This is a genomic window from Paraburkholderia sp. GW821-FHT02A12 (assembly GCF_059422005.1).
The window spans coordinates 315,213-340,441 of the sequence record NZ_JBWKWA010000001.1 but is presented as its reverse complement, the minus strand read 5'-3'; the positions used below and the strand labels follow the sequence as shown (position 1 = coordinate 340,441).

Below are 25,229 nucleotides of genomic sequence, written 5' to 3'. Positions count from 1 at the left end.
CGACAGCCGGCGAGCGGCCTATTCCCTCACATGCATCGTGTCGAGCACGCGCTTGCGCAAGCGTGTGTCGCGCAGCGCGCCGGCAGCGTCGAGTACTGGATAGGCGGTGGCGCAGAACAGCGAATTGAGCCGCTTCATGTCGCTGATCAGATCCAGATGCAACGCGCTGGTCTCGATGCTGCGCAAGCTTTGCCCCGCGAGCCGGTCCAGATGCTTGTATGAATACGCGCGCTCCAGATCGCGAAAACGCTCCTTCTCCGCCAGCAAGCGCTCCGCGCAGCGCAGATCGTTGTTCAGAAACACGGATAGCCCGAGTTGCAGATTGGTGACGAGACGCGTCTGCAAGTCGTCCAGTTCACCCAGCCCTTCCTCGGAGAACGACAATCGGTGCGCGATCTTCTTCTCCTCGATATCGCTCACGATCCGCTCGATGATGTCGCCCGCATGCTCCAGGTTGATCGTCAGCGAAATGATGTCGGTCCAGCGGCGGCTGTCGGCCGCGTCGAGCTGCTCGCGGGAGATCAGCGTCAGATAGGTTTTGACCGCGGTATAGAGTTCGTCCACGTCGTCGTCCATGCGGATTGTTTCGCGCGCTTTGTCGAGATCGTTGCGATGGATCAGTTCCGCGACGTTGTCGAGCATGGTACGCACGATGTCGCCGATGCGCAGCACCTCGCGCGCGGCATGCGCGAGCGCGAGAGCCGGCGTGGAAAGCGCCGCGGCATCCAGATGCAGCGGACGCAGTTCGCCGTTCGGCTGCGGCCGGTCCGGCAACACGCGCGTACAAATGCGCGCCACCGGATCGATCAGCGACAGACACGCGCAGCAGCGCAGCGTGTTGTAGATCAGGTGAAAGCTGACTACGGCTTCGCGCGGATTCGCGATCAGCACGGGCAGGCCGCGCGCGAGCAGCGGTGTGAACGGCAGGATCAGCAGTGCGCCGGCCAGCTTGAACGCAAGGCTGCCCAACGCCAGACGCCGCGCCGCCGCGTTTTGCGCGACAGTACCGATAAGCGCCAGCAAGCCGCTGCCGAGATTCGCACCGATCACGAGACACAACGCCACCTTCAACGAGATCACGCTGGACGACGCGAGCGTCGCGGTCAGCAATACCGCCGCGAGGCTCGAATAGGAAAGCATCGCGAATGCCGCGCCGACCAGCGCATCGAGCATGGTGTCGCCGGTCAGCGCGCCGAACATCACGCGCACGCCGGCGCCTTGCATCATCGGCTGTGCGGCCGCGACGATCAGGTGCAGCGCCAGCAGGATCAAGCCGAGCCCGATGAGCGTGCGGCCAATCTGGCCGACGCGTGTCTGCTTGCGCGACAAAAAGAACGGCACACCGAACAGAATCAGGATCGGCGACAGCCATGACAGATCGAGTGTCAGCACCCGCGCCATCAACGCGGTGCCGACGTCGGCGCCGAGCATGATGGCGAGGCCGCTGGTGAGCGGCAGGAGACCCTGCGCCGTAAACGACGTGACGATCACCGCGGTTGCATTGCTGCTCTGCACGAGGCTCGTTACGCCGACGCCGGAAAGGAAGGCCCGCCAGCGGCTGCTGGTGCTGCGCCCGAGCGCGCTGCGCAGATCGGCGCCGAGGACCCGCAGGATGCCGGTGCGTACGATGTGCGAGCCCCATACGAGCAGCGCAACACCGGCTAGAAGGTTAAGGAGAATCAGCATAAGGCACTACGCGTTCCGTTCCTGCTGCCATGACCCGAACCGCATGCCGTGCGAACCGGCACCCGGGGCGTATGACAGCAGTGTTGCACATTTTTGCCTTATTGTAATTTTGTGCTTTTAAATATACGCTCGCGCAAAGCCGTGGATTGCTGTGCACCGACGGGATCGGTAGCGCACCAGTCCGCTCCACCACCTGATGCCGAGGAATCCCGATGAGCCGCAACCTTGCGCTGTTCGACCTGGACCACACGCTGCTGCCGCTCGACAGCGATCAGGCATGGGCGCATTTCATCGCTGGATTAGGGATAGAAGGCGCTGCGCGGCATGCCGAGGAAATCGACGGCTACTACCGGCAATATGTAGCCGGCACGCTCGATATGGCCGCCTATCTGGACTACACGCTGGCGCCGCTCGCCCGCCATTCGCGCGAGCAGCTCGACGCGTGGCATGTCCAGTTCATGCGTGAGGTGATTACGCCGGCGATCGTGCCGGCAGCGTGCGAACTCGTGCAACGTCACATCGAAGCAGGCGACCTGTGCTGCATCGTGACTGCGACCAACGTGTTCATCACCATGCCGATCGGTAAGGCGCTCGGCTTCGAACATCTGCTCGGCATCGAGCTCGGCACGGAAGGCGGCGATCCTTTGGCGCGCTACACCGGAACCGCAGTCGGCGTACCCACCTTCCGCGAAGGCAAGATCACCCGCACCGAGAATTGGCTGGCCTCGCTCGGCCATCGTTTGCAGGATTTTCCGCGGAGTTATTTCTACAGCGACTCGATCAACGACGTGCCATTGCTGGAGCGCGTCACGCATCCGGTCGCGACCAATCCCGATCCTCGCTTGCGGGACATCGCCACGAAACGCGGCTGGCCGGTGATCGAACTGTTTGCCTGATGATTGCTCCGGGTTGCCCTGCGCACGCGGCCACGCAGGCATGAGCCGCCGCGGCTAGACGCGCCCTTTCCACGGCGCCAGCCGCCGCTCCAGCGCGCGCATGCCGAGATCGAACAGCCACGCGACGAGTCCGATCAGCACGATGCCCATCACCACGACGTCGGTGCGTAGAAAGCTCGATGCATTGAGCACCATCTGCCCGAGTCCCGCGGTGGCGGCGACCATCTCGGCGGCGACCAACGTGGTCCAGCCGAAGCCGATCGCGATACGCAAGCCCGTCAGAATCTCGGGCAACGCCGCCGGCAAGACCACGTGGCGCACGATCTGCCCAAAGCGGCCGCCGAGAGAATAAGCCGCATGAATCTGTTCAATGGTCGCGCTGCGCACCCCGGCACGCGCGGCCATCGCGATCGGCGCGAAACAGGCGAGATAGATCACGACGATCTTCGCCGTCTCGTCGATGCCGAACCAGATCACCACCAGCGGCAGATACGCGAGCGGCGGCAACGGCCGGTAGAACTCCAGCGGCGGATCGAGCAAGCCGCGCGCGACCCGGCTCACGCCCATCAGCAGACCGATCGGCACTGCGGTGAGCGCCGCCAGTGCGAAGGCGCCGAACACGCGCAGCGCGCTCCATGCGAGATGCTGGGAGAGCGGCAGGCCGCCCTGAATGCGTCCGTGCCACGCGTCCAGAAACGCGGCCCAAACGGCTTCGGGCGTCGGCAGGAACAAAGGCGGCAGCCAGTGCAGATGTGTGGCGAGCCACCACAGCGCCGCGAGCGTCGTCACCGAGACGGCGCTCAGCGCCGCGGGCGGGCCTTCGCCCGGCAAGCGCCAGCCGCGTACCGGGCGCGCATTCCTGCGCGACGGCTCTCCCGCCCGGGCCAGCGGCAGATTGCCTAATGATTCGCGCGAAGCCGTCATGACGCCACCTCCTCCCGGTGCCGTTCATGCAGACGGCGCACCAGCCGCTCCCGCCATTCGATGAAATCCGGTGACGACTTCACCGCGCGCGCATCGCGTGTCTCGAGAAAACGTCGCGCGAACGGCAGGTCGTAGCTGTCGGCGATGCGACCAGGGCCTGGCGTCATCACCACGACACGGGTTGCCAGAAACAGCGCCTCTTCGACGCTGTGCGTAATGAAAAACACCGTCTTACGCGTACGTCCCCAGACGTCGAGTACGAGTTCCTGTATCGACTCGCGAGTCATGGCGTCGAGTGCGCCCATCGGTTCATCCATCAACAGCACTTGTGGATCGCTCGCCAACGCGCGTGCAATGCCCACGCGCTGCTGCATGCCGCCCGACAACGCATAGACCCGCGAGCGCGCATGCTGTTCGAGGCCCACCAGCGCCAGCATCTGCCGTGCGATACGCTCGCGCTCCGCCTTCGGCACACGTTGGAAGCGCAAGCCAAGCGCCACGTTCTCGAGCACGTCGAGCCATGGCATCAACGCGTACTTCTGGAACACGACGCCGCGCTCCGCGCCCGGCCCGAGCACGGGTTCGCCGTTTAGCCGCACCTCGCCTCCGGTCGGTTGAATGAAGCCGGCGATGCAGTTCAGCAAGGTCGTCTTGCCGCAACCTGACGCCCCCAGCGCAACGACGAACTCGCCCGGTTCGATGCGCAGATCGACGTCGGCGAGCGCGACGTGCGGCGCCGCGCCGCGCTCGCCTTCATAGGCGACCTGCAATCGCCTGATCTCAAGACCGCTCATCGCCGATCCTTATCATCGTGCTTACGGGAAACAATGCCTGCGGGTCAATGCGCTGCACGCTGCACGAACTGCGGATCGACGCCGGACGAGTAATCGGCCAGCACGTTCTGAATCGTGCCTTGCGCCTTCAGAAACGCAGCGGTGGCGGCCAGCGATTTCGCCGCGCCGGATTGCGCGCCGCCACCCAGCCACACGTTCGAAGCCTGCTGCGCCGGTGTCGGGAAGGCATACAGCGCGAGGCTCGCCGGCACGTCCTGCGCGGCGGCGCCGGACTCCTTCGCAACGGCTTCGACCTGCGGCGAAGCCGCGGTCCACGCCGACGTGTGATCGCGATAGCTCGCATCGGTCGCGGCCAGCACCTTCACGAAACGCGCGACGAACTCGGCGTTCTGACTGGCGAACTTTCGATCCACAACGAAGCCGTCGAAGGTCGCCTTGCCGGTCTGCTGCGCAACCTGCCCCGACGTGATCAACACCTTGCCGTTCTTCTTCACCTTCGCCAGCACCGGGTCCCAGATGTAGGCCGCGTCGATGTCGCCGCGCGCCCACGCTGCCGCGACTTCAGGCGGGCGCAGGTTGACGATCTTCACATCCGACGGATTCACGCCGGCGTTCTGCAGCGCGACCAGCGTATGAAAGTGCGAGGTCGACACGAACGGCACGCCGATCTTCCTGCCCTTCAGTCCGGCGACGCTCGTTACGTTGGAACCGTCGCGCGCGACCAGCGCTTCGGCGTCGTTGATGTTGTCGAGAATCCAGAACAGCGAAATATCGACGCCTTGCGACAACCCTGCCGCGATCGGACTCGACCCCGCCTCGCCGAGCTGCACCGAGCCGGAGGCTAGCGCGCGGATCACGTCGGCGCCGCTACCGAGCTTGCGATAGGTGACCTTGTAACCGGTGGCTTTCTCGACTTCGCCGGTGGCCTGCGCATAACGCCAGGGCACGACCATGTCCTGGTACGCGATCACGACTTCTTTGCTATCGGCGTGCGCGGCGGTGGTAAACGGCGCGGACAGAGCGAGCAGCGCAGAGAACGCGGCGAGCGGGCGGAGAAAGCGGTTCATCGGGAAGCCCCTTCAGTGGGTGTTGTCTGGGAGGCTTTCGACTATAGGGAGTTTGTGCGCGCGCGGTTCCATTTAATCCGCGATTGCTAATCTCGCCGTTCGAACATTGCTTTTCGTGTTGAGTTGGATAGGGGTGGTTGCTGCTGCGTGCAGCGGATCCGCTCTAGCGGATGACGGCTGATTCTTCGAGTCGATGTCGAGGTGCGGCTCCAGCACCTCAACCCGGCACCTGGCCCAAATAAACAAAGCCCGCAACAAGTGCGGGCTTTGTATTTTCAACCGACCAACCAGCCAAACCGCTTAGACCACCCCAGCTCCATGCGCCTGCAAATCAGCGTGGTAGCTCGAGCGCACCATCGCGCCAACGGCGGCATGCGTGAAGCCCATCTTGTACGCTTCTTCCTCGTACATCTTGAACGTATCCGGATGCACATACGAGCGCACCGGCAGATGATGCTCCGACGGTTGCAGATACTGGCCGATCGTCAGCATATCCACGTCGTGCTCGCGCAGATCGCGCATCACTTGCAGGATTTCCTCTTCGGTTTCGCCGAGACCGACCATCAGACCCGACTTGGTCGCGACGTTCGGATGCAGCGCCTTGAAGTCTTTCAGCAACTTCAGCGAATGCGCGTAATCCGAACCCGGACGCGCTTCCTTGTACAGACGCGGCACCGTTTCGAGGTTGTGGTTCATCACATCAGGCGGTGCGGCGTTCAGAATGCCGATCGCGCGGTCCAGACGGCCGCGGAAGTCCGGCGTGAGAATTTCGATGCGCGTGTCCGGCGACAATTCGCGCGTCTGACGGATACATTCCACGAAGTGAGCAGCGCCACCGTCGCGCAAATCATCGCGGTCGACGCTGGTGATCACCACGTACTTCAGCTTCAACGCCGCGATGGTGCGAGCGAGGTTGCCCGGCTCGTCCGCATCGAGCGGATCGGGACGGCCGTGGCCGACGTCGCAGAACGGGCAGCGGCGCGTGCACTTGTCGCCCATGATCATGAACGTCGCCGTGCCCTTGCCGAAGCATTCGCCGATGTTCGGGCAGCTCGCTTCTTCACACACGGTGTGCAGGTTGTGTTCGCGCAGGATCTGCTTGATCTCGTAGAAGCGCGAATTGCCGGTGGCCGCTTTGACGCGGATCCAGTCGGGTTTCTTCAGCTTTTCGATCGGGACGATCTTGATCGGAATACGGGCGGTTTTGGCTTGCGCCTTCTGCTTCGCGGTGGCGTCGTAAGCCGTGCCAGCGGCGGCAGCCGGCACGGCATCGGTAGCGGTAGCAGGAGAAGCTGCGAGGTTCGCGGTAACGTCAGTCATTCGTTCGGTCCAGTCAGGCGGTGAGCGCACCGGCCTGCGGTTGGGCGACGGCCGCGGGACTGCCGTCGAGGTTTGCGGTGAGGCATGCAGCAAAGGTTCGGGCCACTTCGTCCCAGCCGGCAGCGACGCCCAGCGTCGCCATATCGACTGTTTCGAGCCCCGCGTAGCCGCATGGGTTGATGGCCAGAAACGGCTGCAGATCCATCTCCACATTCAGGCTCACGCCGTGATAGCTGCAGCCGTTGCGGATTTTCAGACCCAGCGCGGCGATCTTGGCGCCAGCGTGCAGCCCGGCGTCCGGCCCGGGCGCCACATAGATGCCCGGGGCGCCCGCCTTGCGTTCTCCGGCGAGATTATACGCCGCGAGGGTGTCGATCACGGCCTGCTCGATCCGCGTGACCATCTCGCGCACCATCAGCTTGCGCCGACGCAAGTCGATCAGCAGATAGGCGACCACCTGGCCTGGCCCGTGATACGTGATCTGCCCGCCGCGATCGACCTTGACCAGCGGAATGCCGCTGTCGGCCGCCAGCAGATGCGCCGGGTCGCCGGCCTGGCCGAGCGTGAAGACGGGTGGGTGTTCAACCAGCCAGATTTCGTCGGGGGTGTCCGCCGTGCGCTCGTCGGTGAACGCGCGCATCGCGGCGAAACTGGCTTCGTAAGGTTCGCTGCCGCGCCAGCGCAGCGTGAGCGGCGCCGTGGCGGGCGGGGGAGACGGGGAAACCGGGGTGGCGCACATAATGGCGTCAGTTTACCGAAATCCGGCAATCCCCGCCGGAAGTGCTCACGGCGCCACGTCCCGCCGCCGTGGCGCCGTCTATGCTCAAAAGAGGCTCAAACCGTGCGCCAGCCACCGCGCATCCGCGCCGCCAACCGTTCGCCGACCCGCGCGAACCAGTTCAGCGCCCGCTCGTCGCACCGTGTCGGCACCGAAAACGCCACCCTCGCTTGCGTGTTGCCCTCGGCGCTCAGCCACAGGCGCTCGCCGCGCCGCAGCCGCAGCGTGTGGCCGGGCTGCAGCCAGTAGTCTTCGGTGTCGTCACTGCGTGTCACCCATACGGCGCCGCCGTGCACGACCAGCCTGGTGCTGCGTGCCACCTTCATGGGTACGGTTTCGCCGTTACGGATTTCAAACGCGATGCTAGAGGAAATTTCTCGCATGATGCCCTCGCCAAAATTCGTTTCGTGGCTACAATCGTAGGCGTAGCAAGGGTTTACGCAAAACGATCTATTTTCACCTCTATGTGAGAAATATTGCGATGGACCTAAGGCAATTGCCCGCGCTGAACGCCATCAAGGCTTTCGAAGCCGCCGCCCGCCACGAGAGCTTCTCGCGCGCCGCCGACGAACTGTTCGTCACGCACGGCGCTGTCAGCCACCAGATCCGGGCGCTGGAGGCGGAGCTGGGGGTCACGCTGTTCGCCCGCGACGGCAAGCGCGTGCGTCTTACGGAAACCGGCCGGCGTTATGCCACCCGCGTGCGCACCGCGCTGATGGCGCTCGCCGACGCCACCCGCGAAATCCGCGCCGGCGATCGCGAGCGGCGCCTCGTCGTATCGATGCTGTCGTCGTTTGCGGCGCGCTGGGTGACGCCGCGAATCGGCAGCTTTATCGAGGCGCATCCGCAGTGGGATCTCGAACTGCTGTCCACCAACGCGCTAACGGACTTCGCGCGCGACGACGTCGACGTGGCGATCCGCTTCGGCTTCGGCAAATATTCGGGGCTGCATTCGGAACTGCTGCTGGAGGAGATTTTCTTTCCGGCCTGTGCGCCGAACTTCAACGGCGGCAAGCTGCCGCAAGTTCCCGCCGATCTGGCCAAGGTCCCGCTGCTGCGCTCCGACGACGAATTGTGGCGCCCATGGTTCGACGCCGCCGGCCTCACCGACTGGCCGGAGCCGAAGCGCGGGGTGCTGTATCAGGATTCGTCGAATTTGCTGCAGGCGGCCATCGACGGCCAGGGGGTCGCGCTCACGCGCCGCTCGCTCGCGATGCACGAGATCGCAGCGGGCCGCCTCGTGCGGCTCTTCGACGTGGATGGGCCGAGCCCGTGGCAGTACTACTTCATCTGCCCGCCGCAAATGCTCGAAACCGCACGGGTCAAGGCTTTCCGCGCTTGGGTATTCGACGAAGTGGAACGGTTCAAACAGCTTTTCGACCAGGCTTGCGCGGCAGGACCCGCGGCAAGCTCCGCTCAGCCGGTGGACGCATTGCGCGTCACGCCGTGACTTCGCTTAAAGCACCACTTTCACCATCGGATGACCGGTGAGCGCACGATAGATATCGTCAAGCTGAGCCTGGCTCGTCGCGCGCACCGTGACCGTCAGACCGGTGTAATTACCACCGCTGGACGGTCGCGTTTCGACACGCTCCGGGTCGACTTCGTTATCGAACTGCCGCACCACCGCGACGATGGTCCCGGCGAACTCGGGATGCGACTTGCCCATGATCTTGATGGGAAAATCGCACGGAAACTCAAGCAATGATTCTTTCGCGGGATGATTCACTGTTCACTCCTTGCTGCGCCTCAAGCGCTTCTTTTGCCTTGGCACGCTGGTACGCCGCATACAGCGCCGCAAAGACCGCGCCCGGCTTGCCGTTGCCGACCGGCCGGCCATCGAGCTGCGTGACCGGCAGCAGTTCCTTGGTGGCCGAGCTGACCAGGATCTCATCCGCGGCGCGCAGTTCGGCTTCGGCAATCTCGCGCGCTTCGAAGCGGATGCCGCACTCCTGCGTGAGCTCCTCGATCAGGCCATAGCGAATACCTTCGAGAATCTTCCGGCTGCGCGGCGGCGCAAACAGCGCGCCGTCCTTCACCATCCAGACATTCGACGACGATCCCTCGGTCAGCAAGCCGTCGCGAAACTGGATCGTTTCGAACGCATCGTTTTCCGCCGCGTACTGAGCCATCAGCACATTGCCGAGCAGCGACACCGATTTGATGTCGCAATTCAGCCAGCGACGATCTTCGGCGCTTACGCAACGCACGCCGTGGGTGCGCTGCGCGGCGCCCGGCAAGTTCAGCGGGCTGACCATCACGAATACGGTTGGCTGGATGCCGACCGGAAATGCATGACCGCGTTTCGCGACCCCGCGCGTCACCTGAACATAAGCGATCGCGTCCTGAGCGGCGCGCAAGCCGCCACCCGCTTCGTTGGCGGCGACTACGCGTTCGATCAGCGCGCGCCAGCCGGCGGCGTCGAGCGGATTGACGATGCCGATCTTCTCCAGCGAACGCGCGAGACGCGCCAGATGGTGTGCGAAGCGAAACGGTGTGCGGCCGCTGGCGTGCGCATACAGCGGCGCGACTTCGTAAATGCCGTCGCCGAAGATAAAACCGCGGTCGAGAACCGGCACGCGCGCTTCGGACAACGGCACCAGTTCGCCGTTCAGATAGACGATCGCGTCGAGCGGAGCATCGGAAACAGCGGTCATCGGCGTCAGGCTCTTACTTCTTCTTGTTGAACATCAGCATCAGCGAATCCCACACGCGGCCCACCACGCCGGCTTGCGACACGGCCTGCAACGCGACCACCGGGAATTGCGCCAGCACCTTGCCGTCGGCGACCAGCTTCACGGTGCCGACCTGCTGACCGTTGGCGAGCGGTGCGATCAGCGGGTCGATCTGTTCGATCTGCGGCTTCACCTTGTCGCCCATGCCCTTCGGCACGGTGATGTACTGATCGCCCTTCACGCCGATCTGCACGGTGTCCTGCGCCCCCTTGTAGACGCGCGGCGCGCCGACCACCTGATTCGCCTTGTACAGACGCACCGTGTCATACGCGGTGTAGCCGTAGTTCAGCATCTTCAGGCTGTCCTGCACGCGGTCGTGTTCCTTGGTCTCGCCCATCATCACCGAGACGAGACGGCGCGACGCGTCGTTCGCGCCCGCCAGCGGCCGCTTGGCGCTCGCGATCAGGCAGTAGCCGGCGGCTTGCGTATGGCCCGTCTTCAGGCCGTCCACCGACGGATCGATCCACAGCAGACGGTTGCGGTTCGGCTGCTTGATCTTGTTGTAGGTGAAATCCTTGACCGAGAAGATGTTGTAGTAGTCGGGGAAATCGCGGATCAGGCGCGCCGACAGGATCGCGAGGTCGCCCGCGGTCGTGTAGTGCTGCGGGTCGGGCATGCCGTTCACGTCGGCGAAATGCGTATGCGTCATGCCGAGGCGCTGGGCTTCGGTGTTCATCATGTTGACGAACTGCGCCTCGCTGCCGCCGACCAGTTCGGCCAGCGCGATCGCCGCGTCGTTACCCGACTGGACGATCATGCCGTAGACCAGATCGTGCACGGTCACCGGCTTGTTCGCCTCGATGAACATGCGCGATTCGTCCGTGCGCACGCGGCGTACCGCTTCGCTCGGCATCACCGTCTGTTCCATCGTGATCTTCTTCGTCTGCAATGCTTCGAAGACGAGGTACGCGGTCATCAGCTTGGTGAGCGACGCCGGTTCGACGCGTTCGTCGGCATTGCCCGAGGCGAGCACCTGATTGCTGGTTGCGTCGACGAGCACCCACGAACGCGCGTTCACCCCGGGCGGCGGCACTTGCGCGAACGCCGTGCTGGCAACGAGGGTCGCCGGCAACACGATGCCGAGGGTCACGGCACGGCTAAGCGTAGGGGAAACGAAGGAAGCAACTGAGGGAAATGACGTGCGGCCGGAGATGGAAAAACGCATAGGGTCGGTTCGTGCAGAAAAATGCATCGCGCGCAGGGCGCGGAGTTTGGGAGAGCCGGTCGGCGAGCGTCAGCCGTGTAAAACACGGTACGGCGCCCGTTGGACTTCCGGCCACGCGATCGGTTCGCGCAGCACGCCTCGCATCCGGCACCGCTGCGCGCGCAGAGTGCTACGCGTCGCGCGAACTGCCGGGTGGGCTGTGCTGCGCCAAAAAAAGACCGCTCATTATACGCGCGCTATCCTGGTAACTTTGCGCAATGGGCGGCGATAAATTTCGGTTTGTGCGTACCTGTACCCCGGAAAACACGCGCCGGGCACCGTTCACCGCCACGCGTCGACGATGATCCGCTTCAGAATATGCAGCTTGCGGTGCAGAAAATGCTCCGCCCCCGGAATCACGACAACCGGCAATTCCTGCGGCCTCGCCCAGTCGTAAACCGATTGAATGGGAACCGTCTCGTCGGTTTCGCCGTGAATCACGAGCGTGTTTTCCGGCACGGGCGCGACGTCCCAGCGACTCGCCGCGGTGCCGACGAACACCATGCGCTCGATCTCCTGGCCGTCTTCACGCAGCTTCGCGGCCACATGCGACAAGACGAACGTGCCGAACGAGAAGCCCGCGAGCACGAGGGGCAGATCGCCCTGCCCCGCTTCGGCGCGCATATGGTCGAGCACCGCGCGCAGATCATCGCGCTCGCCGATGCCGTTGTCATGCTCGCCCTGCGTTTCGCCCACGCCGCGAAAATTCGAGCGATAGGTCGCGTAGTTCAACTGCACAAGCGTGCGTGCGAGCGTTTGCGCGACCTTGTTGTCCATCGTGCCGCCGAACAGCGGATGCGGGTGCGCGACGAGCGCGATGCCACGCGGCGCGGCGCCGTTTTCGCGGGTTTCGTCAGGCAGATCCCGCGCGACTTCGATCTTGCCGACCGGGCCGTCGATCAGATATTTCTTTGTATGAACGTTCATGGCGCGGCTTATTGATCGATCTTCAGACGCTCGACAATCTTGCCGTTCGCAAGATGCGAATCGACGATTTCGTCGATGTCGCTCTCGTCGACATACGTGTACCAGACGCCTTCCGGATAAACGACGACCGTCGGCCCGAGTTCGCAGCGATCCAGACAGCCGGCCTTGTTGATCCGCACTTGTCCGGGGCCGGCGAGGCCAAGTTGCTTCACGCGTTTTTTCGCGTACTCCTGCATCGCCTGCGCGTTGCAGTTCGCGCAACTCGGGCGTTCCGCGCCGGGATCGCGCTGATTGAGGCAGAAGAAGACGTGGTACTTGTAGAAGGAGTCCATGGTGTCCGGAGGCGAGGCTGTAAGAATGGGGAACGGCGCTGGGCGCGCTGCGGCGCCTCTGTGGTGCGGTCGATTATAGCGAGCGAGGCTCGGGGCCGCTCATGCCCCGCTTATGCCCGTTCATGCTCCCGTCGCGCGCCGCTTGAGCCACACGCGCTCGACCAGGAACGCCAGCCACACCAGCGCCGCATACGGCCAGATCCACGCGAGCCATTGGGCGAGGCCATTGAAGTGCAGATAACGTCCTTGCCGCCAGTCGGCCAGCACGACATCGAAATATGGATTCACCGGCAGCAGATTGACGAGTACCAGCGTGACCGTCAGCGCGCAGGCCGCGAGCGCCGCGCGCGAACGGCGCCGCAACCGCAGTGCCAGCAGCGCCGCGGCCGTGCCGCAGACGAGACCCGCCAGCGCGCCGGGCGTCGCCCAGTTGAACGCGAGGCCCGATTGCGATTGCAGGAACGTCGCGCCCGCCTTCACGCACAAGGCTATGACGATAAAAGCGGTCAACAGGCGCACGCGCGGCGCGTGGCGGCGCATCGGCAGCGACGCCAGCGCGAGCGCGGCGAACAGATTGAGCGTGGTGACGGCGGCTTCCCAGCCGTCGTCGGGCAGCCAGGCGGCGGCCAGCGCCGGCCACGCGCCGACGTGCCAGCCAGGCGGCGTCCATGCGAGCAATGCCTCCTGCGTGGTCGAATCGAAACTCAGCCACAGCGCGCGCGGCCAGTTGCCGAGCCCGAAAAGGCGCGGCGCCGGATACATCGTCGCGAACGGCCACAACGCGACGATGCCAGCGAGCGCCGCGCTATCGCGCTCGAACCACAGCAGCCGCAGGCGGCGCAGCAAGCCGCGATCGAGCAGCGCGCCGGTGGCCGGCGACACCATCGCCGCGCCGAGCAGCGCGCCGAGCGCATTGGCGGCCAGATCGAGGTTGGAGGCGACGCGCGTCGGCAGATAGGTCTGCACGGCTTCCATCACGCCCGACAACAGTCCGCCGAGCACGAACGCGAGCGCGACCGCCAAGGTGCCGCGCCAGCGTGGATAGACCGCGAGCACCACCAGCGCGCCGAACGGCATGTAGCCGAGCACGTTGGTGACGACGTCGAACGCCGTCAGGTACTGCGGCATGGGATCGAACAGATAGTCGAACGGACCGAGGCCGAGCGAACGCCAGCCGGAAAACGGGTACCACGACCCGTAGACGATCAGCGCGGCATACAGCCCCAGCGCCAGCCGGGCGAGCGCCGACGGACGGTGCAGCCAGGGTTTGTCGTTCATGCAGCGTTCCGTTGCGCGCGCTGCAGCCGGGTCATTGCGCCGCGACCAGTGCCTGCACGCCGAGCCATGCGCTGATCTGCGCGACGAGGTCGTCGCTGGCGGCGGCGAGCGCCTGTGCGCCGCCGGCGGCATCGGCCGAACTGGACGGCGCGCGCGCAATGAAGGTGCGCTGGCCGATCACCTTGCCGCTCTGCGTCAGCGTGGCGCGCGCGGTCACCGCGCCGTGACTTTCCGACTGGCTGTCGAAGACCTGCTCGAACTCGCTCAAATCGATCTTCAATACCGGCGCACGCACGCCGTCCGCACCCGTCAGCACGGTGCCGCGCGAACTGAGCGCGCCGCGCAGACGCTGGGTGAGCAACTGCGACGGCGCCATGGTCCAGTGGCTATTCGCGTACGACGCCGTCTGCTGCGCATCGGCGTAGCTGAGCCGGTAGATCAGCTTGTCGGACTCGAGCGTGTCGGGCGCGCTCACATCGAGCACCTTGACCGGCGGCAGCGTGCCGGCCGAAGCAACCGGGTTCGGCGGCCCGAGGTCGTAGCGGATATCCGCGATCGCCGCGGGCGTGCCCGCGCAGCCCGCAGCCAGCACGCCGAACGCGAGCAGCACCGCAAGCGCGGCGCTCGAGGAAAACAAGCGGTGAATCGAGCGTGACATAACCATGTTCCTTCTTCAAAACCTTCAATTCATTCAATTTATTTGGCGACGTGCGTAGCGGCGGGCGCAGCGACGTGCGTAGCGGCGGGCGCAGCGGCGCGACCGGCGGGCCACGCAAAGCCGGCTTCGCCTGGGCCGGGCGCCGCCTGCGGCGCGCCGAACAGCACGCTGCGCGGATTGGTGCTGAACGTCTCGGCCGCGCGGTCCACCGAACGCGCGGCCGAGCGCACGTCTTCGGCAAGCGAATTGACGCGCGGCAGCGTGTCGTAACCGACTCGCGCCGACAACTCCTGCAACGAACCATCCATCGACGCCAGCGCATCGCCCGCCTGCTGCGCTGCCTTGCCGGCCTTGTTCAGGTTGGTCTCGAACGGGCCGTCGGGGCGGTTCAGACCGGTGATCAGCTGATTGGTCGACGCCAGCGTGCGATTCAGCTGGTTGATCGTGGCCGGCAGCTTGCCGGCGGCCGGCGCCATCTGCTGGGTCAGCGTGGCGACGCCGTCAGCGGCTTTCTGGATGCTGGCCGCCGTGCCCTGCAACTGGCTGACCATCTCCGGCGACAACAGATTATCGACGTCGTCGGTGACTCTTTCGAGCTTGCGCAGCAGCACGTCGCCGCGTTGCTGCAACTGATCGAGCAAGCCCGGGCGCATCGGCAATTGCGCCACGTGCCTGGGCGATGACGGCAATCGCGACGGATCGCGCCCAGTGTCGTCCAGCTGGATGAACGCGATGCCCGTGACGCCCTGGAAGCCCAGGCTGCCGAAGGTCGAATGGGTAATCGGCGCGTGCGTGTCGACGAGGATGCGGATCAGGATCTGACCCGGATGAGACGGATCGAATTTGATCGACTGCACCTTGCCGACGTCGAGCCCGCGATAACGCACGGCGGCGTCGGTATAGAGCCCGGTCACGTTGGTGCGCGCAATCAGATCGTACGGCACCCGCACCGAACGGTCGACGTTGAACAAAAAAGCCGCCAACGCGATGGCAATCAGCAAGACCACCGTGAAGAGCCCTGCCCAGAAGGCATGTGATTTGTTTTCCATGGTCAGGTTCCCTGGTTCACAGCGGCAATTCGGACGATGCCGGTTCGAGCGCCGCACGCGGCAGCTTCGCGCGGCGTTCCGGCGGCAGCGCTTGCAGCGCGCGACGCCCGCGCAGGCCGAGGAAATATTCGCGAATAAACGGATGATCGACGCCCGCCGCTTCTTCGACCGGCGCGGCGACCAGCACCTTGCGATCGGCCAGCACGGCCACGCGGGTGGACAGCGCGACCATCGTGTCGAGATCGTGCGTGACCATCACCACCGTCAAACCCAGCGCGCGATGCAAGGCGGCGATCAGCTCGACGAATTCATCGGACGCCTGCGGATCGAGGCCGGCGGTCGGCTCGTCGAGAAACAGCAGTTCGGGTTCGAGCGCGATCGCGCGCGCAATGCCCACCCGCTTGATCATGCCGCCCGACAGCGCCGACGGCATCTTCGACGCATGTTTGCACGGCAGGCCGACCATTTCGAGCTTGAGCATCACGATGTCGCGCAGCAGGTCTTCGGGCACTTTGCCGAGTTCGCGCAACGGCTGCGCGATGTTGTCGAACACCGAGAGCGACGAGAACAGCGCCCCACGCTGAAACAGCATGCCGGAGCGGCTGCGCATCAGCAGCGCGGTTTCCGGAGATATCGTCGCAAGGTCCTCGCCGAACAGCTTGATGGTGCCGGACGACGGCCGCTCGAGACCGAGAATCTGCCGCACCAGCGTGGTCTTGCCCGAGCCCGAACCGCCGACGATCGACACGATCTCGCCGCGCCGCACGTCGAAATTCAGATGCTGGTGCACGATGTTACGGCCGTAGCGCTTGGTGATGTCGATCACCTCGATCACCGGCTCGGCGATCTCGGGCACCGGTTGGCCGCGTACGGCCTGAGTGAGTGGCGCAATCATCCGAGCCCCACGTTCTGGAACAGAATCGCGAACACCGCGTCCGCGAGAATCACGATGGTGATCGAGGTCACCACCGAGGTCGTCGTGCCTTCGCCGAGACTCTGCGAATTGGCCTTGATGCGAAAACCGAAGTGACAGCCGACGATCGCGATCAGCATGCCGAACGCAACGCCCTTGCCAAGGCCGATCCACAGGTTCGCGACCGGCACCACGCTCGGCAACGCGCGCGCGAAGTAGTTCATGTCGATGCCGAGCACGATCTTCGCGGCGACCGCGCCGCCGGTCAGCGCGATGATGTTGGTCCACATCACGAGGAGCGGCATCGCCACGCCGAGCGCGACCACCCGCGGCAGGATCAGGCGCAGCCCGTGCGGGATGCCCATCACGCGCATCGCGTCGAGTTCTTCGGTGACGCGCATCACGCCGATCTGCGCGGTGATCGCCGAGCCCGAACGGCCCGCGACCAGAATCGCCGACAACACCGGTCCCAGTTCACGGATCACCGAAAGTCCGAGAATATTGACGATGTACTGGTTTGCGCCAAAAAGCCGCAGCTGCTGCGCGGACAGATAGCTGAGCACGATGCCGATCAGAAAGGCGACCAGCGCGGTGATCGGCAGCGCCTTGGTGCCGGCGTTGTAAACGTTCGCGGAGATTTCGGTCCACGGCGTGATTTTCGGGTTACGCAGGATCGCCAACAGATCCAGCACGACGCGCCCGAACATCGCGACGCCGCCGTACAAATGCTCGAGGAACGAAAAGATCGCCATGCCGAGCCGCGTGAACGGATCGAACCTGGGCACCGGCTCGGCCTTTTCGCGCGCGGTGTCGAGCAAGGCAATGCGCTCGAAGATGTCGCGTTGCGTGTCGGTGAGCGTGGTGTCGGCCGGCATCTTGTGGCCCCACACGCGCCACAGCGCCTGGCCGCCGACGTGGTCCATCCGGTCGACGCGCGACAGGTCCCACTGGCCGATGCCTTCGGCGCCGATCAGCGAGCGCAACTGGGGAATCACATGGCCGGTGGCACGGTCGCGCGCGAGCGCAAGCGCCGTCCACTGGCCCGAAAGCCGGACGATCTTGCCTTGGCTGCCTGCCGCGACTTCGAGGCCGGGCGGAGTGTCGTAGTTCAAGGATCGCTGGAATCTGGTTATCGGATTACGGGCCATTGTAACGAAGGCGCGGGCGATGGACCGTGCTCGCGGGCTCGCCGTGTTCGCTATCGCTACAATATGAAGATGAACGCTTCCAAGACCCCACCCAAAGCCGCCGAGGCTGGCGACTGGCGTATCGACCGGGCGCGCGCCGTCGCGCTGTTCGGCCCGCAAGCGCATGACTGGCCGATCGAAATCGTCGAAGAAACCGGCTCGACCAACGCCGACCTGATGACCCGCGTCAAAGCGCTGCCGCGCAAAGCCGGCGCACTGCCGCGGCCGATCGTGCGGGTCGCGTATCTGCAGACCGCGGGCCGCGGCCGCCGTGGCCGGCCCTGGTATGCCGAGCCGGGCAATGCGCTGCTGTTTTCGGTGGCGTGCGTGCTGCCGCGTCCGCTAGAAGGGCTGGCGGGGTTGAGCCTCGCCGTCGGCGTGGCGCTCGTCGACGGTCTGCGTTCGCTGCCGGTCGCGGGACCCGGCCAGATCGCGCTGAAGTGGCCCAACGACGTGCTGCTCGAAGGCGACAAGCTGGCCGGCATCCTGATCGAAACCGCGTGGAGCACGGACGAAGCGAGCGCGGTGGTGATCGGTATCGGCACCAACGTGAAAGGCGCGGACGAGCTCGCCGCCAGGGTCGGCGCGCTGAACGCCGACGTGCCGGCGCAAGCGCGCGGCACCATGCCGACCGCGCTGCAACGCGCGCTGCCCAACGCGAACCTCACCGACACGCTGGCCGCCGAACTGAACGCGCTCGAACCGGCGCTGCAGCGCTTCGCCGCCGAAGGCTTCGCGCCGTTCCAGCCGCGCTGGAACGCGGTGCATGCTTATGCGGGCCGCGAAGTGGTGCTGCTGGAGCAAGGCGAAGAACTTGCGCGCGGCGTGGCGGCGGGCGTCGACGAACGCGGCCAGTTGCTGCTCGACACGGCCTCGGGCCGGCGGACCATCGCGACCGGCGACGTCTCGCTGCGTCTGGCCGACGGTGCCGCATGACGAGCGGCGCGCCTTATCTGTTGATCGACGCGGGCAATAGCCGCATCAAGTGGGCGCTGGTGCAGCGCGACGGCACGCAGCGCGCGGGCGGTGCGCTCGCGCATGGCGGCGCCGATCAACCCGACTGGTCGAATCTGCCGACGCCAGGCAGCGCATGGTTGTCGAACGTCGCGGGCGAGACGGTGGCAGCCCGGATCGGCGCGTTGCTCGACGCTCGTTGGCCGCAACTGCCGCTCACGACGATCCGTGCCTGCGCGCAGCAATGCGGCGTGACCAATAGCTACACGACGCCGCACGCGCTCGGCAGCGATCGCTGGGCCGGCCTGATTGGCGCGCATGCGGCATTTCCGGGCGAGCATCTGTTGATCGCGACCTTCGGCACGGCGACCACGCTGGAAGCCTTGCGTGCGGACGGCTGCTTTATCGGCGGATTGATTGCGCCAGGCTGGACCTTGATGATGCGCTCGCTCGGCGAGCACACGGCGCAACTGCCGACGCTCGACGCCAACGCCGCACGCGGCCTGCTCGACGATGGCGATGCGCCTGACGGTGAGCGTCGCGGTCCATTCTTCGCTACCGACACCCCGCGTTCGTTGTCGGCGGGCTGCACGTTGGCGCAAGCGGGTTTGATCGAGCGGATGTGGCGCGACCTGCAGGATGAATGGCGGGTGCCGGTGCGGCTGGTGGTGAGTGGCGGCGCCGCGGACGAAGTGACAGGTGCGCTGAAAGTACCGCATACTCGCCACGATTCGCTGGTGCTGTCCGGGCTTGCGCTGATTGCCGCCGAGAGCGCGCCGGCGCGGGACGCCTGAACGGTGACGATAGAAACGGCGGCTCAATTTCTGGACGGGGAATATTAACGATGCTGCGCTGGCTGATTGCCATATTGTTTCTTGCCAACATGCTGGCATTCGTCGCGATGCGCGGCGTATTCGGCACGACGCCTATGGCCGGCGGACGCGAGCCGAACCACCTGAATCGCCAGATCCATCCTGAGTGGTTGAAGATAAAACCTTTGACAGCCGCCGAAGCCGTGGACCAGGCCGTAGTAGGCGGCCCCGCGCCGACGGCGCCGATTGCGGCGTCGGCGCTGCCGCAGTGAAGAAGAGAATGGCGCAGCCCAAGGCAAAAATGAGCATCACTCCTGTGCCCGAACCTTCCTCAACAGGGCAGTGGTCGAGCGATCATGCTCGAACGGAATAGCCAACGCCCGCCCGCCCCATCCACGCACAATCGCCGACTCGGGCAAAGCATCCATATCGTAGTCACCGCCTTTAACGAGCACATCCGGCCGCAAGACCGAAATCAACTCGACGGGCGTCTGCTCCCCAAAGCAAACCACATAATCGACACTCTCCAAAGCCGCGAGCAAGGCCATCCGGTCAGCCTCGTTATTGATAGGCCGATCATCCCCTTTCCCCAGCATACGAACTGAAGCATCGCTATTCACGCCGACGATGAGGCAAGCCCCAAGCGCTTTAGCATCGGCAAGATAAGTCACATGCCCGCGATGCAGGATATCGAACACGCCGTTGGTAAAGACAACCGGCGCCGGCAGCGAAGGACGAAGCTCGGCCAGCGCATCGCGCGTAAGAATCTTGCGTTCGAAAGTAGCAGCCATAACGGAGTCAGAAAGAAAAAAGAAGTTTCGCCACAATACACGCCGAACAGCATGAAGCAAAACGGCCCAGCAAGCTCACGCCTGCCGGGCCGTTCTCGACACCAACAAACCGGTACGTGGCGTAGACGCCCACGTACCTGAAACTATCAAGCCGGCTGTTCGGCCGATTTCTGATCGGCCTGCAACCGCGCGACCACTTCCTTGCGATAGCGGTTCAATTCCTGCGCCGTATTGAACGTGCGCTCGAACAGAATCGACAGGTTATGCAGAATCCGTTCGACCACCTTCTTTTCCCAGCCGTCGTCGAAACGGATCTGCTCGTCGAGCCAGCGTTCGAGCCATTCCGGATCCGGCAGGCGCGATTGAATCGTGTCGCGCGGGAACAGCGCCTGATTCACGTGCAGGTTGGTGGGGTGCAGCGGCTTTTCAGTGCGGCGCGCCGATGCCATCAGGACGCCGATCTTGGCAAACGCAGCACGCGCGATGTCGCCGGTTTGCGCCATCGCTTTCTTCATGTAGCGCAGGTAGGCGCCGCCATGCCGCGCTTCGTCGCGCGAAATGGTTTCGTAGATGGCCTTGATGACCGGCTCGGTATGCCATTCGGCCGCGCGGCGATACCAGTGATTCAGGCGGATTTCGCCGCAGAAGTGCAGCATCAGCGTTTCGAGCGGCGGAGCCGGATCGAATTCGAAGCGCACGGCGTGCAGTTCTTCTTCGGTCGGGCACATTTCCGGCTTGAAGCGGCGCAGATATTCCATCAGCACCAGCGAGTGCTTCTGTTCTTCAAAGAACCACACGCTCATGAACGCGGAGAAATCGCTGTCGTGATGGTTGTCACGCAGGAACATTTCAGTGGCGGGCAACGCTGACCATTCGGTGATCGCGTTCATCTTGATTGTCGCGGCCTGCTCGTCGGTCAATAGCGATGCATCGAACTTGTCCCAGGGAATGTCTTTCTCCATGTCCCATCGAACGGATTCGAGCGATTTATAAAGTTCCGGATAAAGCATGGTGTTCATAGTCCCACCCCTGTTCTGCGCATACTGTCTGTGTCTGTTACTACTACGTGTAGCACTTTTGCTTACGACGAACGGAACGCACCGTTTGCCGGCTAACATTCGATTTTACGCGGTAATCGGCTGCCTGGACGCACTGGGCAGCAAAGAAGTCCTTGGCGTTTGCGCGGCGGCGACAACCATAGGTTATGCGCTGCGCGGCCAACCGTGGGTGAGGGATACCCTGTGCCTGAGGTCGAGCCAGTCTGCGATGAAAACCGCACCGTCCAGCCCTACGCCGGTTGTGCCGGCGGCGAATGGAGCAAGGGCGGCTGGATTGGTTGTTTTTCAGCGCACGCCCAAAAGCCAAATAAAGCTCAAACAATGATAGCACGCTGACTTTACCGAACCCGCGCGCTTAGCGCCGCAATTCCAGCGTCCGATTGACCGGCCTCAATAAACGCGCAATTACGCGAGTATGACCGGCGATCATGGTCAAAACCGTGACAGGCGGCGAATTCACATTCGTTCGCGCCGCCTGCGCGTGGTTCGCGTGCCGCCCCCGCTTCTTTCCTGGCTTCTTTCCTGCGGTTAAATGGATTTTTTCGTTGCACGCGGGCTGGCAGTCGAACTACTTGCGCGCCTCGCAGACGACGTCGCCCGTTTCGCCGCGGGACGTTTCGCCGCTGCTTCGGCCACGCCACCAGCCTTCGCCGACGCGCCAGCCGGCTCATCGACCGACGCCGCTTGCTCATCGGTTTCCGCTTCTTCCGGCGACGCCGGCGCGCTCCCGCTCGCCGCGCCTGTGGCCGCGGCGCCCGGCTGCGTCATCGCGAACTGGGCAATCTGGTTGAATTGCGATTGCAGCAGATTCCACCAGGCAGAGGCGTCGAAGCGCGGCGTGGCGGCGGTATCGGCAGTGTGGGGGTTGGCGTCGGCGTCGGCGTCGGCTTCGGCGCTTTCCGGCGAACCGGCACTCGACGCACTCGACGCGCTCGACGTACCCGCTGCGCTCGACGTCTCCGGATGCGGCCAACCCGCCGTCGGCGAAGGACTCGGCGCAGCGGACGGCGAAGCCGGCTGCGCCATCGCCGACTGCGCGAACGCGCCGAACGCACGCAGCGTCGCGAGTGTCGCGCGCTGCACTTCGAGCGCCTGAATCGCGGACTGCAGCATGCTCAGATTCAGCTTGAGCCATTGCTCGACCGCGCGCATGTCGGTAATGCGCTTGTCGAGTTCTTCGACGCTGGTGAGCGGCGCCATCATGTCGGACATCATCGACAGTGACGGCCCGATGCCGCCGCCGGGCTCCGCGCCCGAAAAAGCCGAACCGAACGGCGAAAGACGCATCATGCCCCACATGCGATCGAGCATTTCAGCGGGCGGAAAACCGGGAAAGCCCGGAAAGGGCGGCGTTGAACCAGGTGTATCGGTCATGCTTGTCGCCTCGCAGCAGAAAGGGAAGGAAGTAGCGCCATCCCGCGCGCGTCCGAGTCGATCATACCGCGCGCGGCATAGCTTCCGTGGTTCGTTTAGGCCGTTGTCCGGCCTGTTGGTTAGCCCGCTATCTGGGCCGGGTGTCCGGCCCGTTTGACACTTTTCACGCAGCACCTCGCACGCCGGCATCCGACATCCGGCATCACGAACGCTCACCGCCCGAAGTGCCGCCACGCGGCGCCCGTTGCGAATGTCCGCTCCACGGGTCCGCGCCGCCGAAGTCCGGTGCGCGCCGCTCGCGCAGCGAGGTCACGCCTTCACGCACATCCGGTCCGGCAAAGCCCATGAATTCCAGCGCCAGCGACGTATCGAACGCCGGTCCCGCGGAGCGCAGCCAGTTGTTCAACGCGTACTTGGTCCAGCGAATCGCCGTTTGCGAACCGTTGGCCAGTTTCTGCGCGACTTCGAATGCCTTCGGCAGCAGATCGTTTTCGTCGACGGCGAGCGACACCAGCCCGATTCGCTCCGCCTCTTCGCCGCTCACCGGCTCGCACAGCAGCAGGTAATACTTGGCCTTCGCCATGCCGCACAACAGTGGCCAGATGATTGCCGCGTGATCGCCGGCGGCGACGCCGAGGCGCGTATGACCGTCGATGATGCGCGCCGACTTCGCCGCAATCGAGATGTCCGCGAGCAGGCCTGCCACGAGCCCGGCGCCGACCGCCGGCCCATGCATCGCCGAGACGATCGGCTTGCTGCAATTGATCACGTTGTAGACCAGATCGCGCGCCTCGCGCCAGACCCGCGCGCGCACGTCGAAATCGGTCGCCATGTCTTCGACCAGTTGCAGGTCGCCGCCCGCCGAAAACCCCTTGCCCTCGCCGCGAATGATCGCGACGCGTGTTTCGGGATCCCGATCGATATCGCGCCAGATTTCGGCGAGTTCGTAGTGCATCCGCGCGGTGGCCGTCGCGAGCCCGCTCCGGTTCGCGCCCTCGCCGCTCATCACGACTTCGAGCACGCCGTGCGGATGCCGGCGCAATTGCAGCGAGCGGTAGTGCGCGTAAAAGGGATCGTTGCTGTGGGGTGCTTGAGACATGGTGAGCAATCCGTCCATCGGTATGTCTGTCAAAAGCCGCGCGCGAGGTCAGCGCGGCTGGTAAACCCACTTGGCGTTCTGAATCTCGACCATCACGCGGGCCCGTTGATCGAGCCCGAGGTGATCCGTGGCGCTCATATTGACCACGCCGTTGGTGTTCGCGAGCGCGCGCGTCGCTTCCAGCGCATCGCGCAGCGCGCGGCGAAATTCCGGCGTGCCGGGCGCGGCTTGTGTCAGTGCGATCGGCACGGCGTTGCCGAGCAGCATGCCCGCGTCCCACGTGTAGGCGCCGAACGCCGACACGCTGCCCGGTCCGCGCAGCGCCTCGAAGCGCGCGATGTAATCGAGTGCGAGACGCTTGGCCGGATGGTCCGTCGGCAGTTGCGCGGCGACCAGCACCGGGCTGGCGGGCAGGAAGGTGCCGTTGCAATCGGCGCCGCATACCCGCAGGAAGTCGTTATTGCCGACTCCATGGTTGTGATAGATCAGGCCTTTGAAGCCGCGCTCCCTGAGCGTCTTCGGCGGCAATGCGGCCGGCGTGCCGGCCGCGCCCACCACCACCGCATCGGGTTTGGCCGCGAGAATCTTGAGGACCTGGCCGGTGACGCCCGGATCGGTGCGATTGAAACGCTCGCTCGCCACCACGTTGACGTGGTGCAGTTGCGCGAATTTCGCGACCTCGGTGTAGAACGTCTCGCCGAGCGCGTCGGCCTGGCCGATGAACGCGATCGTTTTGACGCCATGCGCGCTCGCATGTTCGGCGATCGCCGAAGCCATCATCGCGTCGGTTTGCGGGGTCTTGAATATCCAGTGGCGTTTCGCGTCGACCGGATCGATGATTTTCGCCGACGACGCCAGCGAGATCATCGGCGTTTCGCCCTCAGCGACAACGTCGATCATCGCGAGTGAATTCGGCGTGATCGACGAACCGATGATCACGTCGACGTGATTTTCGGAGATCAGCTTCTTGGTGTCCTGCACGGCCTGGGTGGTGTCGGACGCGTCGTCGAGCACGATGTATTCGACTTCCTGACCGCCGATCTGTTTGGGCAGCAGCGTGGCGGTATCGCGCGCGGGAATGCCGAGCGACGCGGCCGGCCCGGTCAGCGACAGCACCAGACCGATCTTCACCTGTGCCAGCGCGATGCCCGGCAACGCGGCGCCCAGCGCAGCGGCCAGACAGCGGAATCGATACCGCAGTGTCGTCGCATGCAAACCCCATGCGCGAGCACGCCGGGTTGCCGGCTCAGACGATTCGAATCGCGGCATGCTGTTTCCTCACGTGGGTTATTCGTTCTGACGTACTGTGCCGATGGACTGCGTCCGTCATGCGTCCTTCATGCGCCCATCACGCGGCGGATCGGCGGCCATCCCCCCAGGCGCGCCGCCGCGG

Annotated in this window: 27 protein-coding genes; 5 read left to right on the top strand and 22 right to left on the bottom strand. The window is 64.7% G+C overall.

The features are described 5' to 3' along the window. Positions 1 to 18: 18 nt before the first annotated feature. Complete coding sequence (locus AC07WT_RS01565) at positions 19 to 1,686, bottom strand: Na/Pi cotransporter family protein (protein ID WP_492591870.1); 1,668 nt, start codon at positions 1,684 to 1,686, stop codon at positions 19 to 21. 212 nt (positions 1,687 to 1,898) lie between these two features. Between AC07WT_RS01565 and AC07WT_RS01560 the strand changes: the two genes are divergently transcribed. Beyond that, positions 1,899 to 2,582, top strand: coding sequence for an HAD family hydrolase (locus AC07WT_RS01560; protein ID WP_494945813.1), 684 nt, complete (start codon positions 1,899 to 1,901; stop codon positions 2,580 to 2,582). A gap of 54 nt (positions 2,583 to 2,636) precedes the next feature. Here AC07WT_RS01560 and AC07WT_RS01555 read toward each other — a convergent pair whose 3' ends face one another. The 6 genes from AC07WT_RS01555 to AC07WT_RS01530 all read right to left on the bottom strand — a co-directional run bounded on the left by AC07WT_RS01555 (position 2,637) and on the right by AC07WT_RS01530 (position 7,848). Next, positions 2,637 to 3,506 carry an ABC transporter permease subunit gene (locus tag AC07WT_RS01555; RefSeq protein WP_494945812.1) on the bottom strand — a complete coding sequence of 290 codons (870 nt, stop codon included), beginning with the start codon at positions 3,504 to 3,506 and terminating at the stop codon, positions 2,637 to 2,639. Beyond that, a complete protein-coding gene (locus AC07WT_RS01550; RefSeq protein WP_494945811.1) occupies positions 3,503 to 4,300 on the bottom strand; it encodes a taurine ABC transporter ATP-binding protein in 798 nt (265 codons plus the stop codon). Before AC07WT_RS01550 ends, AC07WT_RS01555 begins: the two co-directional genes overlap by 4 nt. Before the next feature lie 44 nt (positions 4,301 to 4,344). Next, positions 4,345 to 5,367 carry a taurine ABC transporter substrate-binding protein gene (gene tauA / locus AC07WT_RS01545; RefSeq protein ID WP_494945810.1) on the bottom strand — a complete coding sequence of 341 codons (1,023 nt, stop codon included), beginning with the start codon at positions 5,365 to 5,367 and terminating at the stop codon, positions 4,345 to 4,347. Between the two features lie 300 nt (positions 5,368 to 5,667). After that, on the bottom strand, positions 5,668 to 6,687 hold the full coding sequence (gene lipA, locus AC07WT_RS01540; protein ID WP_494945809.1) for a lipoyl synthase: 1,020 nt from the start codon (positions 6,685 to 6,687) through the stop codon (positions 5,668 to 5,670). A gap of 13 nt (positions 6,688 to 6,700) precedes the next feature. Continuing rightward, entirely contained in the window at positions 6,701 to 7,426 is a 726-nt protein-coding gene (lipB, locus tag AC07WT_RS01535; protein WP_494945808.1) for a lipoyl(octanoyl) transferase LipB, read from the bottom strand. Positions 7,427 to 7,521: 95 nt separating this feature from the next. Further along, positions 7,522 to 7,848, bottom strand: coding sequence for a DUF2917 domain-containing protein (locus tag AC07WT_RS01530; RefSeq protein ID WP_492591864.1), 327 nt, complete (start codon positions 7,846 to 7,848; stop codon positions 7,522 to 7,524). Positions 7,849 to 7,946: 98 nt separating this feature from the next. On the opposite strand from AC07WT_RS01530, the gene AC07WT_RS01525 reads away from it, so the two are divergent. Further along, positions 7,947 to 8,915 carry a transcriptional regulator GcvA gene (locus tag AC07WT_RS01525; RefSeq protein WP_494945807.1) on the top strand — a complete coding sequence of 323 codons (969 nt, stop codon included), beginning with the start codon at positions 7,947 to 7,949 and terminating at the stop codon, positions 8,913 to 8,915. 6 nt (positions 8,916 to 8,921) lie between these two features. On the opposite strand, the gene AC07WT_RS01520 is transcribed toward AC07WT_RS01525, so the two are convergent. The 10 genes from AC07WT_RS01520 to AC07WT_RS01475 form a co-directional block, all read right to left on the bottom strand. Then, complete coding sequence (locus tag AC07WT_RS01520; protein ID WP_494948363.1) at positions 8,922 to 9,134, bottom strand: DUF493 family protein; 213 nt, start codon at positions 9,132 to 9,134, stop codon at positions 8,922 to 8,924. A 28-nt stretch (positions 9,135 to 9,162) separates the two neighbouring features. Beyond that, positions 9,163 to 10,122, bottom strand: a complete 960-nt coding sequence (locus AC07WT_RS01515; RefSeq protein WP_494945806.1) for a D-amino acid aminotransferase — start codon at positions 10,120 to 10,122, stop codon at positions 9,163 to 9,165. A gap of 13 nt (positions 10,123 to 10,135) precedes the next feature. After that, on the bottom strand, positions 10,136 to 11,365 hold the full coding sequence (locus AC07WT_RS01510) for a D-alanyl-D-alanine carboxypeptidase family protein (RefSeq protein ID WP_494945805.1): 1,230 nt from the start codon (positions 11,363 to 11,365) through the stop codon (positions 10,136 to 10,138). Between the two features lie 321 nt (positions 11,366 to 11,686). Continuing rightward, positions 11,687 to 12,331: an alpha/beta hydrolase gene (locus tag AC07WT_RS01505; protein WP_492591860.1), complete on the bottom strand. Its 645-nt coding sequence runs from the start codon at positions 12,329 to 12,331 to the stop codon at positions 11,687 to 11,689. Positions 12,332 to 12,339: 8 nt separating this feature from the next. Next, positions 12,340 to 12,663 (bottom strand): (2Fe-2S) ferredoxin domain-containing protein, encoded by a 324-nt coding sequence (locus tag AC07WT_RS01500; protein ID WP_492591859.1) that lies wholly within the window; start codon positions 12,661 to 12,663, stop codon positions 12,340 to 12,342. Positions 12,664 to 12,783: 120 nt separating this feature from the next. Beyond that, positions 12,784 to 13,941, bottom strand: a complete 1,158-nt coding sequence (locus tag AC07WT_RS01495) for a VanZ family protein (protein ID WP_494945804.1) — start codon at positions 13,939 to 13,941, stop codon at positions 12,784 to 12,786. Positions 13,942 to 13,972: 31 nt separating this feature from the next. Further along, positions 13,973 to 14,599: an ABC-type transport auxiliary lipoprotein family protein gene (locus tag AC07WT_RS01490; RefSeq protein WP_494945803.1), complete on the bottom strand. Its 627-nt coding sequence runs from the start codon at positions 14,597 to 14,599 to the stop codon at positions 13,973 to 13,975. 38 nt (positions 14,600 to 14,637) lie between these two features. Then, a complete protein-coding gene (locus AC07WT_RS01485; protein ID WP_494945802.1) occupies positions 14,638 to 15,648 on the bottom strand; it encodes an MlaD family protein in 1,011 nt (336 codons plus the stop codon). Positions 15,649 to 15,664: 16 nt separating this feature from the next. Then, a complete protein-coding gene (locus AC07WT_RS01480) occupies positions 15,665 to 16,543 on the bottom strand; it encodes an ABC transporter ATP-binding protein (protein WP_494945801.1) in 879 nt (292 codons plus the stop codon). After that, a complete protein-coding gene (locus AC07WT_RS01475; protein ID WP_492591854.1) occupies positions 16,540 to 17,673 on the bottom strand; it encodes an MlaE family ABC transporter permease in 1,134 nt (377 codons plus the stop codon). The genes AC07WT_RS01480 and AC07WT_RS01475 overlap by 4 nt, the downstream gene beginning before the upstream one ends. A gap of 105 nt (positions 17,674 to 17,778) precedes the next feature. Here AC07WT_RS01475 and AC07WT_RS01470 point away from each other — a divergent pair, with 105 nt between their 5' ends. Genes AC07WT_RS01470 through AC07WT_RS01460 form a run of 3 tightly spaced genes read left to right on the top strand, consistent with a single transcriptional unit; the run spans position 17,779 to position 19,786 of the window. After that, positions 17,779 to 18,684, top strand: a complete 906-nt coding sequence (locus AC07WT_RS01470; RefSeq protein WP_494945800.1) for a biotin--[acetyl-CoA-carboxylase] ligase — start codon at positions 17,779 to 17,781, stop codon at positions 18,682 to 18,684. After that, complete coding sequence (locus tag AC07WT_RS01465; RefSeq protein WP_494945799.1) at positions 18,681 to 19,496, top strand: type III pantothenate kinase; 816 nt, start codon at positions 18,681 to 18,683, stop codon at positions 19,494 to 19,496. The genes AC07WT_RS01470 and AC07WT_RS01465 overlap by 4 nt, the downstream gene beginning before the upstream one ends. Before the next feature lie 50 nt (positions 19,497 to 19,546). Beyond that, a complete protein-coding gene (locus AC07WT_RS01460; RefSeq protein ID WP_494945798.1) occupies positions 19,547 to 19,786 on the top strand; it encodes a hypothetical protein in 240 nt (79 codons plus the stop codon). Between the two features lie 36 nt (positions 19,787 to 19,822). Here AC07WT_RS01460 and rfaE2 read toward each other — a convergent pair whose 3' ends face one another. The 5 genes from rfaE2 to AC07WT_RS01435 all read right to left on the bottom strand — a co-directional run bounded on the left by rfaE2 (position 19,823) and on the right by AC07WT_RS01435 (position 25,105). After that, on the bottom strand, positions 19,823 to 20,305 hold the full coding sequence (gene rfaE2 / locus AC07WT_RS01455; RefSeq protein WP_492591850.1) for a D-glycero-beta-D-manno-heptose 1-phosphate adenylyltransferase: 483 nt from the start codon (positions 20,303 to 20,305) through the stop codon (positions 19,823 to 19,825). A gap of 146 nt (positions 20,306 to 20,451) precedes the next feature. Continuing rightward, positions 20,452 to 21,324: a ferritin family protein gene (locus AC07WT_RS01450; RefSeq protein ID WP_175151516.1), complete on the bottom strand. Its 873-nt coding sequence runs from the start codon at positions 21,322 to 21,324 to the stop codon at positions 20,452 to 20,454. A 567-nt stretch (positions 21,325 to 21,891) separates the two neighbouring features. Beyond that, positions 21,892 to 22,737 carry a PhaM family polyhydroxyalkanoate granule multifunctional regulatory protein gene (locus tag AC07WT_RS01445; RefSeq protein WP_494945797.1) on the bottom strand — a complete coding sequence of 282 codons (846 nt, stop codon included), beginning with the start codon at positions 22,735 to 22,737 and terminating at the stop codon, positions 21,892 to 21,894. A gap of 202 nt (positions 22,738 to 22,939) precedes the next feature. Then, a complete protein-coding gene (locus AC07WT_RS01440; RefSeq protein WP_492591848.1) occupies positions 22,940 to 23,836 on the bottom strand; it encodes an enoyl-CoA hydratase/isomerase family protein in 897 nt (298 codons plus the stop codon). A gap of 48 nt (positions 23,837 to 23,884) precedes the next feature. Next, positions 23,885 to 25,105 (bottom strand): ABC transporter substrate-binding protein, encoded by a 1,221-nt coding sequence (locus AC07WT_RS01435; protein ID WP_494945796.1) that lies wholly within the window; start codon positions 25,103 to 25,105, stop codon positions 23,885 to 23,887. Positions 25,106 to 25,229: the final 124 nt, after the last annotated feature.

Excerpts from the sequence above, each read along its gene's own strand:
- AC07WT_RS01565 (WP_492591870.1), bottom strand. The coding sequence starts at position 1,686 with ATGCTGATTCTCCTTAACCTTCTAGCCGGTGTTGCGCTGCTCGTATGG.
- AC07WT_RS01560 (WP_494945813.1), top strand. The coding sequence starts at position 1,899 with ATGAGCCGCAACCTTGCGCTGTTCGACCTGGACCACACGCTGCTGCCG.
- AC07WT_RS01555 (WP_494945812.1), bottom strand. The coding sequence starts at position 3,506 with ATGACGGCTTCGCGCGAATCATTAGGCAATCTGCCGCTGGCCCGGGCG.
- AC07WT_RS01550 (WP_494945811.1), bottom strand. The coding sequence starts at position 4,300 with ATGAGCGGTCTTGAGATCAGGCGATTGCAGGTCGCCTATGAAGGCGAG.
- tauA (WP_494945810.1), bottom strand. The coding sequence starts at position 5,367 with ATGAACCGCTTTCTCCGCCCGCTCGCCGCGTTCTCTGCGCTGCTCGCT.
- lipA (WP_494945809.1), bottom strand. The coding sequence starts at position 6,687 with ATGACTGACGTTACCGCGAACCTCGCAGCTTCTCCTGCTACCGCTACC.
- lipB (WP_494945808.1), bottom strand. The coding sequence starts at position 7,426 with ATGTGCGCCACCCCGGTTTCCCCGTCTCCCCCGCCCGCCACGGCGCCG.
- AC07WT_RS01530 (WP_492591864.1), bottom strand. The coding sequence starts at position 7,848 with ATGCGAGAAATTTCCTCTAGCATCGCGTTTGAAATCCGTAACGGCGAA.
- AC07WT_RS01525 (WP_494945807.1), top strand. The coding sequence starts at position 7,947 with ATGGACCTAAGGCAATTGCCCGCGCTGAACGCCATCAAGGCTTTCGAA.
- AC07WT_RS01520 (WP_494948363.1), bottom strand. The coding sequence starts at position 9,134 with ATGGGCAAGTCGCATCCCGAGTTCGCCGGGACCATCGTCGCGGTGGTG.
- AC07WT_RS01515 (WP_494945806.1), bottom strand. The coding sequence starts at position 10,122 with ATGACCGCTGTTTCCGATGCTCCGCTCGACGCGATCGTCTATCTGAAC.
- AC07WT_RS01510 (WP_494945805.1), bottom strand. The coding sequence starts at position 11,365 with ATGCGTTTTTCCATCTCCGGCCGCACGTCATTTCCCTCAGTTGCTTCC.
- AC07WT_RS01505 (WP_492591860.1), bottom strand. The coding sequence starts at position 12,331 with ATGAACGTTCATACAAAGAAATATCTGATCGACGGCCCGGTCGGCAAG.
- AC07WT_RS01500 (WP_492591859.1), bottom strand. The coding sequence starts at position 12,663 with ATGGACTCCTTCTACAAGTACCACGTCTTCTTCTGCCTCAATCAGCGC.
- AC07WT_RS01495 (WP_494945804.1), bottom strand. The coding sequence starts at position 13,941 with ATGAACGACAAACCCTGGCTGCACCGTCCGTCGGCGCTCGCCCGGCTG.
- AC07WT_RS01490 (WP_494945803.1), bottom strand. The coding sequence starts at position 14,599 with ATGTCACGCTCGATTCACCGCTTGTTTTCCTCGAGCGCCGCGCTTGCG.
- AC07WT_RS01485 (WP_494945802.1), bottom strand. The coding sequence starts at position 15,648 with ATGGAAAACAAATCACATGCCTTCTGGGCAGGGCTCTTCACGGTGGTC.
- AC07WT_RS01480 (WP_494945801.1), bottom strand. The coding sequence starts at position 16,543 with ATGATTGCGCCACTCACTCAGGCCGTACGCGGCCAACCGGTGCCCGAG.
- AC07WT_RS01470 (WP_494945800.1), top strand. The coding sequence starts at position 17,779 with ATGAACGCTTCCAAGACCCCACCCAAAGCCGCCGAGGCTGGCGACTGG.
- AC07WT_RS01465 (WP_494945799.1), top strand. The coding sequence starts at position 18,681 with ATGACGAGCGGCGCGCCTTATCTGTTGATCGACGCGGGCAATAGCCGC.
- AC07WT_RS01460 (WP_494945798.1), top strand. The coding sequence starts at position 19,547 with ATGCTGCGCTGGCTGATTGCCATATTGTTTCTTGCCAACATGCTGGCA.
- rfaE2 (WP_492591850.1), bottom strand. The coding sequence starts at position 20,305 with ATGGCTGCTACTTTCGAACGCAAGATTCTTACGCGCGATGCGCTGGCC.
- AC07WT_RS01450 (WP_175151516.1), bottom strand. The coding sequence starts at position 21,324 with ATGAACACCATGCTTTATCCGGAACTTTATAAATCGCTCGAATCCGTT.
- AC07WT_RS01445 (WP_494945797.1), bottom strand. The coding sequence starts at position 22,737 with ATGACCGATACACCTGGTTCAACGCCGCCCTTTCCGGGCTTTCCCGGT.
- AC07WT_RS01440 (WP_492591848.1), bottom strand. The coding sequence starts at position 23,836 with ATGTCTCAAGCACCCCACAGCAACGATCCCTTTTACGCGCACTACCGC.
- AC07WT_RS01435 (WP_494945796.1), bottom strand. The coding sequence starts at position 25,105 with ATGCCGCGATTCGAATCGTCTGAGCCGGCAACCCGGCGTGCTCGCGCA.